The sequence below is a fragment of the Pseudomonas sp. lyk4-R2A-8 genome (assembly GCF_030209095.1).
Lineage (GTDB): Bacteria > Pseudomonadota > Gammaproteobacteria > Pseudomonadales > Pseudomonadaceae > Aquipseudomonas > Aquipseudomonas quebecensis.
Genome location: NZ_JARVSS010000010.1, coordinates 71,414 through 85,850, shown reverse-complemented (window position 1 = coordinate 85,850; position 14,437 = coordinate 71,414). Strand labels below are relative to the sequence as shown.

11 protein-coding genes and 1 pseudogene are annotated in these 14,437 nt (G+C 61.2%); 5 read left to right on the top strand and 7 right to left on the bottom strand.

The genetic code is table 11. The features are described 5' to 3' along the window. The first annotated feature begins 344 nt into the window (after positions 1-344). Positions 345-1,826, top strand: a complete 1,482-nt coding sequence (locus QRN10_RS10800) for an NCS1 family nucleobase:cation symporter-1 (RefSeq protein ID WP_181081740.1) — start codon at positions 345-347, stop codon at positions 1,824-1,826. A gap of 25 nt (positions 1,827-1,851) precedes the next feature. Further along, positions 1,852-3,120 (top strand): Zn-dependent hydrolase, encoded by a 1,269-nt coding sequence (locus QRN10_RS10795; protein ID WP_285428386.1) that lies wholly within the window; start codon positions 1,852-1,854, stop codon positions 3,118-3,120. 61 nt (positions 3,121-3,181) lie between these two features. Here QRN10_RS10795 and QRN10_RS10790 read toward each other — a convergent pair whose 3' ends face one another. Then, positions 3,182-3,640: an REP-associated tyrosine transposase gene (locus QRN10_RS10790; RefSeq protein WP_253508363.1), complete on the bottom strand. Its 459-nt coding sequence runs from the start codon at positions 3,638-3,640 to the stop codon at positions 3,182-3,184. Between the two features lie 414 nt (positions 3,641-4,054). On the opposite strand from QRN10_RS10790, the pseudogene QRN10_RS10785 reads away from it, so the two are divergent. Next, positions 4,055-4,390, top strand: a pseudogene (locus QRN10_RS10785) (polymorphic toxin type 44 domain-containing protein); the annotation flags it as partial. 603 nt (positions 4,391-4,993) lie between these two features. Here the strand turns inward: QRN10_RS10785 and QRN10_RS10780 are convergent. From QRN10_RS10780 to QRN10_RS10770, 3 genes are read right to left on the bottom strand one after another with little or no spacing between them, the layout of a single operon-like run. Then, on the bottom strand, positions 4,994-6,412 hold the full coding sequence (locus QRN10_RS10780) for an efflux transporter outer membrane subunit (protein WP_181081744.1): 1,419 nt from the start codon (positions 6,410-6,412) through the stop codon (positions 4,994-4,996). After that, positions 6,396-7,565 carry an efflux RND transporter periplasmic adaptor subunit gene (locus tag QRN10_RS10775; protein ID WP_285428384.1) on the bottom strand — a complete coding sequence of 390 codons (1,170 nt, stop codon included), beginning with the start codon at positions 7,563-7,565 and terminating at the stop codon, positions 6,396-6,398. Before QRN10_RS10775 ends, QRN10_RS10780 begins: the two co-directional genes overlap by 17 nt. Beyond that, positions 7,555-10,776 carry an efflux RND transporter permease subunit gene (locus QRN10_RS10770; protein WP_285428383.1) on the bottom strand — a complete coding sequence of 1,074 codons (3,222 nt, stop codon included), beginning with the start codon at positions 10,774-10,776 and terminating at the stop codon, positions 7,555-7,557. Before QRN10_RS10770 ends, QRN10_RS10775 begins: the two co-directional genes overlap by 11 nt. 192 nt (positions 10,777-10,968) lie before the next feature. Here QRN10_RS10770 and QRN10_RS10765 point away from each other — a divergent pair, with 192 nt between their 5' ends. Further along, on the top strand, positions 10,969-11,379 hold the full coding sequence (locus QRN10_RS10765) for a PA0061/PA0062 family lipoprotein (RefSeq protein ID WP_285428382.1): 411 nt from the start codon (positions 10,969-10,971) through the stop codon (positions 11,377-11,379). On the opposite strand, the gene QRN10_RS10760 is transcribed toward QRN10_RS10765, so the two are convergent. Then, a complete protein-coding gene (locus QRN10_RS10760) occupies positions 11,376-11,528 on the bottom strand; it encodes a hypothetical protein (RefSeq protein ID WP_181081748.1) in 153 nt (50 codons plus the stop codon). The two genes, QRN10_RS10765 and QRN10_RS10760, sit on opposite strands and share 4 nt — an antisense overlap. A gap of 187 nt (positions 11,529-11,715) precedes the next feature. Between QRN10_RS10760 and QRN10_RS10755 the strand changes: the two genes are divergently transcribed. Then, positions 11,716-12,378: a peptidase C39 family protein gene (locus QRN10_RS10755; protein ID WP_285428381.1), complete on the top strand. Its 663-nt coding sequence runs from the start codon at positions 11,716-11,718 to the stop codon at positions 12,376-12,378. 47 nt (positions 12,379-12,425) lie between these two features. On the opposite strand, the gene pbpG is transcribed toward QRN10_RS10755, so the two are convergent. Together pbpG and folD are read right to left on the bottom strand one after the other, a co-directional pair. Further along, positions 12,426-13,349 (bottom strand): D-alanyl-D-alanine endopeptidase, encoded by a 924-nt coding sequence (gene pbpG, locus QRN10_RS10750; RefSeq protein ID WP_253508353.1) that lies wholly within the window; start codon positions 13,347-13,349, stop codon positions 12,426-12,428. A gap of 206 nt (positions 13,350-13,555) precedes the next feature. Then, a complete protein-coding gene (gene folD / locus QRN10_RS10745) occupies positions 13,556-14,410 on the bottom strand; it encodes a bifunctional methylenetetrahydrofolate dehydrogenase/methenyltetrahydrofolate cyclohydrolase FolD (RefSeq protein ID WP_285428380.1) in 855 nt (284 codons plus the stop codon). Positions 14,411-14,437 lie beyond the last annotated feature (27 nt).

Sequence of the window (14,437 nt, the reverse complement as noted above, 5' to 3'; positions counted from 1 at the left end):
TGAGCAACATTTCTTATTGCAAATCAGGTGCTTGAGATATGTCGCTTGACGGGAGTGAAAAATGAAAATAATTGTGTTGCACCAGATTGAGTCCGACCGGTTCAGGCAACTTGCTTAATGCCCCGGCTGAACCCAGCAACAAGTAACCCGGATTCAATCTGAAAGTTGATTAACATCAGCAAGTTATATAAGCGGTGAGGGCATGGCGGCGGTTAACGGCACGAATATTGAGTGCAGTGGCGGCTGGCCGGGCCTGTGATGTCATGTTGTTTATGAGGTACTCCGGCCATCTCCTGCGTTGCAGGGGGTGAGCAACAATAATTCGAAAAAACCGTGGAGCGGCCATGCAACAGAACAGATCGCAAGTCATTGAGCGCAACGGCCTGTACGAACTCGACGCCGGCCCCGACGTCCTCGACAGCCCTCGCTACAACCACGACATGGCACCGACCAAGGTGCATGAACGAACCTGGAACAAATGGCATATCACCGCGCTGTGGGTCGGCATGTCGATCTGTGTGCCCACCTATACGCTGGGCGGTGTGCTTACCGCGTATTTCGGCTTGTCGGTGGGGGAGGCGCTGATTGCGATTCTGCTGGCCAATATCGTGGTGTTGCTGCCGCTGACCCTCAACGCGTTTCCCGGCACGAAGTACGGTATTCCGTTTCCGGTGCTGCTGCGCTCCTCGTTCGGTATTCTCGGTTCCAACGTGCCGTGCCTGATTCGCGCCCTGGTGGCGTGCGGCTGGTTCGGCATCCAGACGATGTTCGGCGGGCTGGCGATCCACCTGTTTTTGGGCTCGATTTTCGAAGGCTGGAAGTCCCTGGGCGGCACCGGCGAGGTGATCGGGTTCATGATTTTCTGGTGCCTGAATTTGTGGGTCGTGCTGCGCGGCGCCGAGTCGATCAAGCGCCTGGAAACCTTGTCGGCACCCTTGCTGGTGGCGGTGGGCATCGGTCTGCTGGTGTGGGCGATGCCGAATGTGTCGATCAGCGAGCTGATGGCGATCCCGCCCAAGCGGCCCGAAGGCGCGAGCCTCACCGGTTATTTCATGGCGGGCCTGACCGCCATGGTCGGTTTCTGGGCCACCTTGTCGCTGAACATTCCCGACTTCAGCCGCTACGCCAGGAGCCAGAAGGACCAGATCCTCGGGCAGATTTTCGGCCTGCCGCTGACCATGTTTCTGTTCGCCGCCCTCGGCGTGATCATGACCGCCGCCTCGGTAAAACTGGTGGGTGTGAGCGTGTCCGACCCCGTCACCCTCATCGGCCATATCCAAAGCCCGGTATGGGTGGCCGTCGCGATGGCGCTGATCATCATCGCCACGCTCTCCACCAACACGGCGGCCAATATTGTCTCGCCCACCAACGACTTCCAGAACATCGCGCCCAAGCTGATCAACCGCACCACCGCAGTGATCCTCACCGGCCTGGTGGGGCTGGCGCTGATGGCGCATGAACTGCTCAAGAAACTCGGCCTGATTGTCTCGGATGTGAGCCTGGAGACGGTGTATTCCAATTGGCTGCTGGGCTATTCGAGCCTGTTGGGGCCGATCGCCGGAATCATGGTGGTGGACTACTTCATCACCCGCAGGCAGCAGCTGGACCTGGCCGGCCTGTACCGCGACGACGTCTACCCGGCGTGGAACTGGAGCGGGTTTATCGCCTTTGGTGTGCCGGTGGTGCTGACCTTGCTGTCCCTGGGCAGCGATGCGTTCAGCTGGTTTTACAGTTACGGCTGGTTTACCGGTTCGGCGTTGGGCGGGCTGTTGTATTACGGCCTGAACGCCAGGCGCGCAGCCAGCCCGATCGTTGTCAATTCATAAGAAATACAAGCCTGAGGAGACCCCCATGAACGCTGCCCTCGACGTTCTGCAATCGAGCCACCCGCACATCAACCGCGACCGCTTGTGGCAGTCGCTGATGGACCTGGCAAAACTCGGTGCCACGCCCAAGGGCGGCGTGTGTCGGCTGGCCCTTACCGACCTCGATCGCAAGGCTCGCGATCTGTTCGTGCAGTGGTGTGAAGAGGCTGGCTGTACGGTGAGCGTCGACGGCATCGGCAACATTTTTGCCCGCCGCGCCGGGCGCAACCCCGACCTGCCGCCGGTGATGACCGGCAGCCACATTGATACCCAGCCCACCGGCGGCAAGTTCGATGGCTGCTTCGGTGTGCTGGCCGGCGTGGAAGTGCTGCGTACGCTGAACGACCTCAAAATCGAAACCGAGGCCCCCCTGGAAGTGGTGGTGTGGACCAACGAGGAGGGCTCGCGTTTTCCGCCGTGCATGATGGGCTCCGGGGTGTTCGCCGAGAAATTCACCCTCGCCGATACCCTGGCCAAGGTCGATGCGGACGGGGTCAGCGTGGGCGATGCGTTGAATGCAATTGGCTACGCGGGAACCCGGCCTGAAAGTGGGCATAGGGTCGGTGCGTATTTCGAGGCGCATATCGAACAAGGGCCAATTCTGGAGGATGAGAAAAAAACCATTGGCGTGGTGCTCGGCGCGTTGGGGCAAAAGTGGTTCGACCTGAAACTGCGTGGCGTCGAAGCCCATGCCGGGCCGACGCCGATGCACCTGCGCAAGGACGCCCTGGTCGGCGCGGCGGCGGTCGTGGCAGCGGTGAATACGGCGGCGCTGGGGCATCAACCCCACGCCTGCGGCACGGTCGGTTGCCTGCAGGCCTATCCGGGCTCACGCAACGTCATCCCCGGCGAAGTGCGCATGACCCTGGACTTCCGGCACCTGGAACCGGCGCGCTTGGATTCGATGATTGCCCAGGTGCGCCAAGTGATCGAAGACACCTGTGCCAAACACGGATTGAGTTTCGAGATGGAACCCACCGCCGATTTCCCGCCGTTGTACTTCGACAAAGGCTGCGTCGAGGCGGTGCGTAACGCGGCGAACGGCCTGGGTCTGTCGAACATGGACATCGTCAGCGGGGCGGGGCACGACGCAATCTTCGTCGCGGAGTTGGGGCCGGCGGGCATGATCTTTGTGCCGTGTGAAGGCGGCATCAGCCACAACGAAATCGAAAACGCCGCGCCGGATGACCTGGCGGCGGGGTGTGCGGTGTTGTTGCGTGCGATGGTGGCGGCCTCTGCTGCACTCGCCGCCTGAACGTGTGATTAACAATATGGGAGGGCGCTTGCTCCCTCCCACATTTGGGCGGTGTTTGACGTTAAACCCAGATGGCATCCCAGAGTGGGTAGTCGCCAATCCGTTCGACCAAACCCGCACGCAATGGATTAGCCACCACATACCGAGCCATTTTCACCAAATCATCTTCCTCGCGCAGGGCCCGGTCATGAAAGCTCTGCTGCCACAGCCGGCCCTTGCGACCACTCACACCATTGACGGATCGCGTGCTCTTGGACTTCACCTGCCGCATCAGGTCCGCCAGCGAGCCTTTGCGTAGCTCGATCAGCCAATGAAAATGGTCCGGCATGATCACCCATGCCAGAGAGTTGGCCAGCCCTTGGTACTGGGCTAACCGAAATTGCCAGACCACCAGGCGACCGAGGTGGAAATGGCTGAATAGCGGTGTGCGTTCGTGAGTGTTGGTGGTGATGAGGTAGATGCGGCCTTGCTCGCTGAAGCGGCCGATGCGCAGGCGGTGTGAAGCGGGTAGATCTGCCATTCCCTGGCCCTCTTTAGATGTGCTTAGAGAGGCTAGATTGGAGAGCAGGAGGTTGAGCGGCAGGCTTTTGGCAGGATGTGTCTGGAGGGCCGCCATCGGGAGCAAGCCCCCTCCCACATTGGCTCAGCGGCGCTTATACATTATGTGTCTGACGCAGGATCAGTGTGGGAGGGGGCTTGCCCCCGATGAGGCCAGAACTGACGCTGCCGCAACCTCATTGCACTTGGAAGTATCTTGCTTTGAGGCTGTGGTGTAAGGCATGCCTTACTCCTTCGTACGAATCCTCTTTTGCTCTTCTCCTCGCTCATCATCTTGGCTATCCGGTGTTAGGTTCTGCCGCTCAAAAACCTAATGCAGAGGAAGCATGCAATGGCGAACCCTATGCCCCCGCCTGGTGTATCGGTTGACGAAAATATGGCCACCGCTTTTCATAAAAAGAATGTACTGAAAGCCGGTTCAGCGTTTATGTACTCTTGGTTTTATACTCAGGTCCGCAATCGCGGCCCGTGGGACTACAAGCAAATTTCCAAAGAATATGAAGCGTTTGGAAACTTTCACTATGTCGCCGTGGGGATTGCCGCGGGTTTCAGCGAAGAAGTGCTTTTACGTGCAGCGGGACTTGCTCAAACCAGGGCGGGTACGGATAAACCCGAGTTTGGTCGTTGGTGGGGGGATGCGCCTTTCGGTGACGATCCAGTGGACCAATATTGGATCAAGAAAGGAATCAGGTATGCCAGGTTCAGGAACTACGAGAAAGTCGCTTTATTCAACGGTCACAACGATCTTGCTGGCGCTTTGCTTGGTGTATATCGCTGGTGATTGGCTGCTTTCGCCGGGCCGTCCGCAATTGACGGAGGTTGTACTCCGCGTGCCGATCAGTGATGACGCTTCGATCTATGGCGTCAAGGATGATCGCGGAGGGGCCACTGTGCCGTTTGGGAACCGATAGTGAAATATTGGCTTTATTGAAAGATGCCAATCCGTTTCTAGTTACGCGTGACGGGGCGGTAAAAGTTGATGTCGAGAGCCGTTCGATTACGGTTTCGGTGTCGGGGGATGTATCCGACTATCACAGCAGTACCCTGTATCGGCATGCCAATGGTAGTGATTACATAGTGGTGAGTGTTTTTCTTAATAGTCGGCCAGAGGGCTGAAATATGCGGTGGATCAGTCAGTGATGATTGACTGAATCACCGCAATCGGGGGCAAGCCCCCTCCCACATTGGCTCAGCGGCGCTTATACATTATGTGTCTGACGCAGGACCCGTGTGGGAGGGGGCTTGCCCCCGATTGCGGTGGCTCAGCTACGGATAAACTGGCTGTTCCACTGCTATCACTGTGCCTGGGGTGATGTCAGGCGCCAGGTTGCCAGCCGCCGCCGAGTGCGGTCATGAGTCCTACACTGGCCTGCAACTGCCGCGTCTGCACCGCCTGCAATGTCCGCTGCGCCTGCAACGCCGCCGTCTGCGCGGTCACCACATCCAGGTAACTCACCGCACCCGCTTGATAGCTGTTCATCGCCAGCGATTGCGTATGCTGCGCCGCATCCGCCGCCGCTTGTTCATCCTGCGCTTCCTGCTGCAAATCCCGCAGTTGCGCCAGGTTATCTTCCACCTCGCGCACGGCCTTCAGCACCTGGCTGCGGTACTGCGCCGACGCCTCTTCAAACTCGGCCTTAGCCTGGCGTTCATTGGCGCTCAAGCGGCCACCGTCGAAGATCGGCAGGTTCACCAACGGGCCCAGTGCCCAATACCGATTGCCCGCCGACAGCAGATTGCCGACGCCCTGCGTCTGCCCGCCAATCAACCCGGTCAAGCTGAAGTCCGGATACCACGCCGCCTTGGCCACGCCGATATTTGCGTTGGCCGCAAACACCCGTCGCTCTGCCGCTGCAATATCCGGGCGACGTTGCAACAGGTGGCTTGGCAACTGCGACGGAATTCCCGGCAGGGCGATCAGTTGCTGGTCGGGCGGCAAGGTAAAGTCACTGGCTGCCACACCTACCAACTCGCCGATGGCGTGCTCAGTGAGGTTGCGTTGGCCGCGTACCTCGTCCAATTGCGCCCTGGCCTGCGCCAGTTGATTTTGCGCACGGGTCAGGTCCAGCTCCGAGGCTATCTGGCCCTCGTAGCGACTGCGGGTCAGTTGCAATGCCTGGCTGAAATCATCCAGCGAGCCAGTGAGAATCCGGCTCTGTGCATCCAGCCCATTGAGCTGCACGTACAAGGTCGCCAGCTGACGCTGCAAACTCAGGCGCGCCACCGCCAGGTCATCCCCGGACGCTTGCGCCTGGGCATCGCCGGCCGCGACCTGATTGCGAATTTTGCCCCACAGGTCGAGGTCGTAGCTCAAGGAAAAACCCGCGATGTTGCTGTTGTACACCGACGGTTGCGTATCCCCCCGCAACGGTCGCGAATCCGATTGCCGCTGGCGCAGAGGTTGCGCGCTGGCGGTGATCTGCGGGAACAGGCCTGCGTGCAGTTGGCTGGCATACGCCTGGGAAGCATCAAAGTGCGCCAGCGCCGCCGCCAGGTCCGGGTTGGCCTTGAGCAGCCGCTGTTGCAGGTCATTCAGGCGCGAATCGTTGTAGAGCTTCCACCATTGGGGCGCCAGTTGGTCGGAGGGCTGGGCGCTGTGCCAGGGTCCATCGCTGGTCTGTTCGCGGTAGTTGGCCGGCAGGTCGATCGCCGGCACCTTGTAGGTCGGCGCCATCGAGCAACCCTGCAAGACCAGCAGCGTCAATGCGGCGAGCGGTTTAAGCCTTATGCGCATGCGCACCTCCGGAGGCATCGGCGAGTTGCACGGGATCACCTTCGCGCAGCGCATCGGGCGGGTTGTCGACGATGCGGTCGGCGGGTTTCAAGCCTTGGTCGATCACCAGGCGTTCGCCCAGGTCGAGGCCGATATGGATGGCTTGCAGGTGGATATGATTCTGCGCATCCAGCACTGCGACCTGAGTGCCCTGGGCACGGAAGATCAGGGCGCTGGCCGGGATGCTCACGCCGTGGGTGTCGGCCGGAATCGGCAGAGTCGCTTCGGCATAGTCACCCGGCAGCAATTCGCCGCTGGGGTTGTCGACCGCGAATTGGGCGAGCAGGGTGCCTGACCGTCGGTCGATGGCAGTGGAATCGCCGATCAGGCGCGCCTTGAAGTGCTCGCCGGGGTGCTCGGGCACGCTCAGCTCGGCTTCCAGGCCCGGATGGATGACCGCTGCGTAGTTCTGCGGCACCGGTACATAAAGGCGCAACTGGTGGGTGTCGGCAATGTTGAACAGTTCCGGAGCGCTGTCGGTGTCGGCTTTGATCAACTGGCCGATATCGGTGTTGCGCGCGGTGATGGTGCCGGCAAACGGCGCGCGGAGGGTCTTGAAGCTTTCCAGCGCCGACAGCCGGGCATAGTCGGCAGCGGCGGCCTCGGCGTTGGCCTTGGCGGCAGCGGCATTGGAAGTTTTTTCATCCGCCTCCTGGCGCGATACCGAATGGCTGGCCAGCAGGTTTTGCCAGCGTGTAGCGGTGGTGCCGGCCAGGCGCGCATTGGCCTGCTCCTGCACCAGGCGTGCATGGGTCTGTGCCAATTGCTGGTCGAGATCGGGGCTGTCGATTTCCGCGAGGACTTGCCCGGCCTTGACCTGGCTGCCGATGTCGACTTTCCAGTCCTTCAGATAACCGCTGACCCGAGCGTGAATCGGCGCCTTGCTCCAGGCTTCCAGATGCGCCGGCAGGCGCAAGGTGTCGCCGGCCACGTTCTGCTTGGGTTGGAACACTCTCACCTGAGGGATGGCGGCGGTCTCGGTCCAGGCGGTGACCGATTGTTCGTGCAGCGTGCGGGCATGCAGGCCGTTGGCAACTAACACGGCGGCCAGGGTCAGGCCGCCGACACCCAGGAGCATCAGGCGCTTGCGCGAGGGTTTGTGATCAGACGACATGGGGCGTTTCTCCAGCAGTGACGCGAGTAGGGTGACGACCGTGGACCAGGCTGAAGACCACGGGTACAAACAACAGGGTGGCAGTGGTAGCGAGGATCAAACCGCCGATGACGGCGCGACCCAGCGGCGCGTTCTGTTCCTCGGACAGAGCCAGGGGCAGCATGCCGATGATCATCGCCAGGGCGGTCATGCACACCGGGCGAAAGCGCGTGTAGCCCGCTTCCAATGCAGCTTTCAAAGCATCGCCGTGTTCGGCCAGGCGTTCCCGGCAGAAGCTCACCACCAGGATCGAGTTGGCGGTGGCCACGCCCATGCACAGGATCGCGCCGGTCAACGCCGGTACCGACAATGAGGTACCGCTGAGAAATAGCATCCACACGATCCCCGCCAGCGCCGCCGGCAGCGCGGTGATGATCACAAACGGGTCGACCCACGACTGGAAGTTGACCACGATCAGGAGATAGATCAGCACCACCGCGCCCAGCAGACCAAAACTCAAGCCGCTGAAGGCTTCATGCAGCGCATCGATCTGCCCATGCAGGCTGATCGTCGCGCCTTTGGGGCGCATGGCCGCGGTGTCGTCGAGCACCTTTTGCACGTCCCGCGCCACACCACCGAGATCGCGACCTTGCACATTGGCGTACAGGTCCAGGGTCGGCTCGATGTTGTAGTGGGTCACCACCGCCGGGCTTTGCACGCGGGAGATGGTTGCCACGCCGCCGAGGATCTGCGACTGGCCGTTCGCGCCGGTGACCGGCAAGGCTTCCAGCGACGGCAGGCTGTCCAGGCGATATTGCGGGGTGGCGGCAACGATGGAGTAGGACACCCCATTGGCCGGGTTGAGCCAGAAGGTCGGCGCAATCTGCGAGCTGCCCGCCAGTGACGCGACCATGCTGTTGGTCACGTCGCGCTCGGTAATGCCCAGGCCGTTGGCGCGCAGGCGGTCGACATTCACCTGCAGCGAAGGGTAGCCGGTGGATTGCTGGATACGCAGATCGGCGATGCCCGGCACGTGCTGCAGGCGGCGTTCCAGCTCGACGGCATAGGCGCGGTTTTCTGCATCGCTGCGCCCGGAGATTTTCACATCCAGCGGCGCCGGCGCGCCGAAGTTGAGGATCTGGCTGCTGATGTCCGCCGGCAGGAACGCAAAGTGGCTGCCGGGGAAGCTTTGCGGCAAGGCTTCACGCAGTTTTTTCACGTAGTCGGCGGTGGGGGCGTGGTGCGCTTTCAAGGTGACCTGGATATCGCCATCCTGCGGGCCGATGGTGCCGCTGCTGCTGTAGGCCATGTCGATGCCGCTCAGCGGCATGCCGATATTGTCGACAATGGTGTCCAGCTCCTGGGCCGGGATGACTTCGCGAATGCGCGCTTCGATACGGTCGAAGGCTGCGGCGCTTTCTTCGATGCGCGTGCCCAGCGGCAGGCGTACGTGCAGGGCCAGTGCGCCGGCATCGGTGGCCGGGAAAAAGTCCTGGCCCAGGCTGGGCAGCAGCAGGAAGGAGGCCAGCACGCAGGCAAGAAACCCTGGGATAAAGACCCTGCGGTTGCCCAGGGCCAGCGTCAGCAGACCGTGATAGGTGTCGCGGATATTCGAGAAGTGGCGCTCGAAACCCTGCTGGAAATTCAGCACCGCTTGCAGCGCGGCATTGCGTGGTTTCGGGTGTTGCTCGCCTTCATGATGGTTGATGAATTCGTCTTCGGGATGGTGCCCCGCGCCTTGCTCCGGGGTGTGCGGCTTGAGCAGAAACATGGCCAGTGTCGGCACCAGGGTGCGCGACAGGACGAAGGAGCTGGCCATGGCGAAGATCACCGCCAGCGCCATCGGCCGGAACAGATAACCGGCGATGCCTTGCAGCAGAAACATCGGCACGAACACGATGCAGATGCACAGCAGAGAGACGAACGCCGGGCCGACGATCTGCGCGGCGCCGTCGAGAATCGCGGTCCTCACCGCCTTGCCTTGTTCCAGGTGCCAGTTGATGTTTTCGATGGTCACCGTGGCGTCATCCACCAGGATCCCCACTGCCAGCGCCAGCCCGCCCAGGGTCATGACGTTGAGGGTTTGCCCGCTGGCCGCCAGCAGCGCGATGGCCGCCAGCACCGCCAGGGGAATCGATGCCGCGATGATGATTGTGGAGCGCCAACTGCCGAGGAACAGCAGGATCATCGCGCTGGTCAGCAGCGCGGCAATAATGCCTTCCTGCGCCACGCTGCCCACCGATTGCTTGACGAACACCGAGGCGTCACCCAGCAGCGAGGTCTTCAGCGACGGCGGCAGGGTTTCGTTGATGCGCGGCAGCATCTGGCGGATGCCGTCGATGATCGACAGGGTTGAGATGCTGCCGTTTTTCAATGCCGGCATCAGCACCGCGCGATGGCCGTCGACGCGCACGATATTGGTCTGCGGCGGCGAACCGTCGCGCACATGGGCGACCTGGCCGATGGTAATCCGCGCGCCGTCGACGGTCTTGATCGGCAGGTTGTTCAGCTCATCGATGGCCTTGGGGCTGTTGTTGAGCAGGACCGTGTATTCATTCGAACCGAGTTTGGCGGTGCCCACCGGAATGATCTGGTTCTGCAGGGCCAGCGCCGTGCCCACGTCCTGGGCCGACAGGCCTTTGGCAGCCAGGGCCTGAGGATCGAGGTCGAGGGTGATCTGGCGTTGCTTGCCGCCCATCGGCGTAGGCATCGCCAGGCCGGGCAGGGCACTGAGGGGCAGGCGGATATTGTTCTGCACCAGGTCGCGAATTTTGGCTTCCGACAGCGTCGGGCTGGAGAACGCCATCTGCAGGATCGGCACCGTGGACGCGCTGTAGTTGAGGATCAGCGGCGGCGTAATGCCGGGTGGCATTTGCTTGAGCACGGTTTGTGACACGGCGGTCACTTGGGCGTTGGCGGTGCGGATATCGACGCCGGGCTGGAAGAAAATTTTGACGATGCCCATGCCGGGCAGGGATTGCGACTCGATGTGTTCGATGTCGTTGACGGTGGTGCTCAGGGAGCGTTCGTAGGTATAGATCACCCGACCGGCCATGGCGTCCGGCGACAGGCCGTTGTATTGCCAGACGACGGCGACCACCGGAATGCCGATATCGGGGAACACATCGGTGGGTGTGCGCAGGGCCGCCATTGGCCCGATGATGCAGATGAATATGGCCAGCACGATAAACGTGTACGGCTTGTGCAGTGCGGTCTTTACCAGCCCGAGCATGCGTGGATCTCCAACAGAGCAGGATTGCAAACCCCGGCAGTCTTGCCCGACCCACCTAACACGCACCTTTCAGCCAGGTGAAGGAACATTTAGGTAACAGCTGAAGATCGTTTCATAGGCTTTCATTTGTTCCAGCCGTAGCAGCTCTCCAAGCTTGTCGCCCATCGAATGATCGACCCGAGGAGCGTTGCCATGTCACTCAAACCCTTTTTGTTACTCCCTGTCCTGAGCGCCGTATTGCTGTTATCGGCCTGTGCCGGACCGATGCCCAAGGCGGACCCGAGCGAGGCCTGGATCGGCCTTAAAGAGGAAGCGCCCAATGACCTGCTGGCCGAGCGCGTGGATGGCAAGCGCGTGGATGATGGGCGCTTCTTCGAGGTTACCCCGGGCGACCACCGGCTGGATGTGACGTTGTTCGAGGACGAACCTGGGGACGACAACCAGCAGGACTGCCAGGGACGCGTGGAGTACAAGCACTTCAAGGCAGGCGAGCACTACACCTTGGTGGAGTCCAGCCTGGGAATGACCGTGCGCGCATCCCTCAGGGATGCGCACGGTCACGAAGTCGCGGCGACCCAGGACTTCAATTGCATGCCTGGCTAGGCGTGACGCGCCACTGACTTATGCGCTTTGGCGGGTTTGACGTGGGGGTGATGGTGCCGGCGGGTGATGCGCAACACCCCCCACAACATGGCGCCGGCTACTGCCAGCCAACCGCAGATCAATAAAAAAATCGTCGTTGCAAGGCTCATTCGGGCCTCCTTCGCCCCGCAGGGGGCACACACAGTCTTCTCAATGGACAGTCTAGCCAACGGGCGGTTGCCTGCTATTGACCAATGGTCGTGTCCGTCCAACCGGTTCGCTATATCCAGGCCCCACGGAAACGTGATTGGGCTATGATCAGGCCCCTCACCGACGGCTGATCAAGAGAGTAAAAAAGTGCGGTTACGGTCGAACCTTACAGCGTCCCTGCTGCTGGCCTTCACCCTGGGGCTCACGGCCTGTGCCGGGCAACCTTCGAAATTGGCGGGCCTGCCCGAACGCGTCGAGCTCAATGGCGTGCCGACCTTTCGCAGCGAGGCTTATCAGAGCGGCCCTGCTGCGTTAGCCAGCATGCTGTCGCAACAGGGCATTGTGATGACACCGGGGCTGCTGGATAAACCGCTGCAGTTGCCGGGCAGCGAAGCCAACCTTGAGCGCACGATGCCGGAACTGGCGCGCGAGTACGGGCTCATGGTGTATCCGCTGGAGGCCAGGCTGACCGCCGTGCTGGCGCAGGTGGCGGCGGGTTACCCGGTGATGGCGCGCCTTGGCGGCGGGCTGTGGTCCGACGCGCGGTATGTGGTGGTAGTGGGCTTTAATCAGCAGAAGAGCACAGTGCTATTGCGTTCGGGCATGGACCGGCGACTGGTGATGAGCTTCAGCGATTTTGAATCGAAATGGGCCAGTGCCGGGCATTGGGCGATCCTCACCCAGCGCGCGAGCCAATTGCCGGCCAATGTGGATGCGCAGCGCTGGCGCGAGGCAGCCAATGCAACCGCCCAGGCCGGGCAGGAGCAGGCGGCGGCGCAGGCGCTTAAAGTGTTGGCGAAACATCGGTGAAAACGCGGGAGGGGCGTTGCGCCTCCCGCGTCACTGTTTAATGTCGTTCAGCGGCGCACTTCAGTGGCATTCCCACGATTCTTCAGGTTCTTGTCGGCCTTGTAGCGCAACGCGACGTCCGGCACCGCGCCGCCCTTGCCGGTCTCGACCCAACTGCGAATGCGGCTGGCATCGGCGAAGTGGGTGAATTTTCCGAACGCATCGAGGATCACCAGAGACACCGGCCGGTTACCCATGCTGGTCACCAGCACCAGACAATGGCCGGCCTGGTTGGTGAATCCGGTCTTGGTCAGCTTGATATCCCAATTGGCGCGGTTGATCAGGTGGTCGGTATTGGAGAAACCCAAGGTGTAGTTGGGCTTGTGGAACGCCACGGTCTTTTCCTTGGTGGTGCTCAACTGGCTCAGCAGCGGATATTTGCGCGCCGCGGCCAGCAGTTTGCTCAGGTCGCGGGCGGTGGACACGTTGTGAATCGACAGCCCGGTGGGTTCGACGTAGTGCGTGCTGGTCATGCCGAGCGCCTTGGCCTTGGCATTCATCGCTGCGATAAATGCCGAATAGCCACCCGGATAGTGATGGGCCAGGCTGGCGGCGGCGCGGTTTTCCGAAGACATCAGCGCGATCAGCAGCATTTCCTTGCGCGGCATTTCGCTGCCGATTTTCACGCGGGAGAACACGCCTTTCATTTCAGGGGTGTCGGTGATGTTGATGTCGATGTACTCGTCCAGGTTCTGCTTGGCTTCGAGCACGATCAAACCGGTCATCAGCTTGCTCACGGAGGCAATGGGCACCACCACGTCGGGGTTGCTGGCATAGATGACTTTGTTGGTTTGCAGGTCGACCAGCATGGCGCTGCCGGAAGCGATTTGCAGTTTGGAGGGATCGCGCGGCGCCAGGGTGGTTTCGGCGGCGTGTGCGAGCGTGCCTGAGAAAGCAAAAAACAGGCTGATGATGGATAGACGAATTTTCACGCGGATGAACTCGCTAAAAAGTAAGAAATACCGTCGGGAAACGGGTTTTTGATAAATGGCGTTACATTTTAGGAGTATGGATCAGAAACTGTCGAATGTTCTTCCATAACCAGACGAAAGTACTTCAAAAATAAGAAAAAACAGGTTTTATTCCGGAAACAAAAAAGCCCCGCGATAAGGCGGGGCTTTTTCAGTACGAGCGGTTATTAATCGTGCAGGGTTTCTGCGGCGTACAAGGTGTTCTCCAGCAGGCACGCGCGGGTCATCGGGCCGACGCCGCCCGGCACCGGCGTGATCCAGCCGGCGCGGGGCAGGGCGGTGTCGTACACCACGTCGCCGACCAACTTGCCGTCGTCCTGGCGGTTGATACCCACATCGATAACGATGGCGCCTTCCTTGATCCACTCGCCTTTGACCAGACCCGGCTTGCCGGCGGCAACCACCACCAGGTCGGCGCGGCCGACGTGGCCGGCGAGGTCCTTGGTAAAGCGGTGGGTAACGGTCACGGTGCAGCCGGCGAGCAGCAGTTCCATGGCCATCGGGCGACCGACGATGTTGGAGGCGCCCACTACCACGGCGTCGAGACCGTACAGGTCGACACCCGTGCTTTCCAGCAGCGTCATGATGCCTTTAGGGGTGCAGGGGCGCAGCAATGGGATGCGCTGGGCCAGGCGCCCGACGTTATAAGGGTGGAAGCCGTCGACGTCTTTGTCCGGGCGAATGCGCTCAAGCAATCCGGACGCGTCCAGATGGGCCGGCAGCGGCAGTTGCAGCAGCACGCCGTCGATCGCCGGGTCATCGTTGAGGCTGTCGATCAGGTCGGTGAGGGCTTGCTGGGTGGTCTCGGCAGGCAGGTCGTAGGCCTTGGAAATAAAGCCGACCTCTTCACAGTCTTTACGCTTGTGCGAGACATATACCTGAGAGGCAGGATCGCTGCCGACCAGGATCACCGCGAGCCCGGGCGTGCGCAGGCCTTGCTTGCTACGCTCGGTGACGCGTTTGGCGATCTGCTGGCGCAGGCTGGCGGCGATTGATTTGCCGTCGATAAGTTGTGCAGTCATTACGCGTGATTAACCATCGAGAGGGGG

Bases quoted from the DNA above. Each gene is read 5' to 3' on its own strand.
- folD (WP_285428380.1), bottom strand. From the start codon at position 14,410: ATGACTGCACAACTTATCGACGGCAAATCAATCGCCGCCAGCCTGCGC.
- QRN10_RS10780 (WP_181081744.1), bottom strand. From the start codon at position 6,412: ATGCGCATAAGGCTTAAACCGCTCGCCGCATTGACGCTGCTGGTCTTG.
- QRN10_RS10765 (WP_285428382.1), top strand. From the start codon at position 10,969: ATGTCACTCAAACCCTTTTTGTTACTCCCTGTCCTGAGCGCCGTATTG.
- QRN10_RS10760 (WP_181081748.1), bottom strand. From the start codon at position 11,528: ATGAGCCTTGCAACGACGATTTTTTTATTGATCTGCGGTTGGCTGGCA.
- QRN10_RS10800 (WP_181081740.1), top strand. From the start codon at position 345: ATGCAACAGAACAGATCGCAAGTCATTGAGCGCAACGGCCTGTACGAA.
- QRN10_RS10770 (WP_285428383.1), bottom strand. From the start codon at position 10,776: ATGCTCGGGCTGGTAAAGACCGCACTGCACAAGCCGTACACGTTTATC.
- QRN10_RS10775 (WP_285428384.1), bottom strand. From the start codon at position 7,565: ATGTCGTCTGATCACAAACCCTCGCGCAAGCGCCTGATGCTCCTGGGT.
- QRN10_RS10790 (WP_253508363.1), bottom strand. From the start codon at position 3,640: ATGGCAGATCTACCCGCTTCACACCGCCTGCGCATCGGCCGCTTCAGC.
- QRN10_RS10795 (WP_285428386.1), top strand. From the start codon at position 1,852: ATGAACGCTGCCCTCGACGTTCTGCAATCGAGCCACCCGCACATCAAC.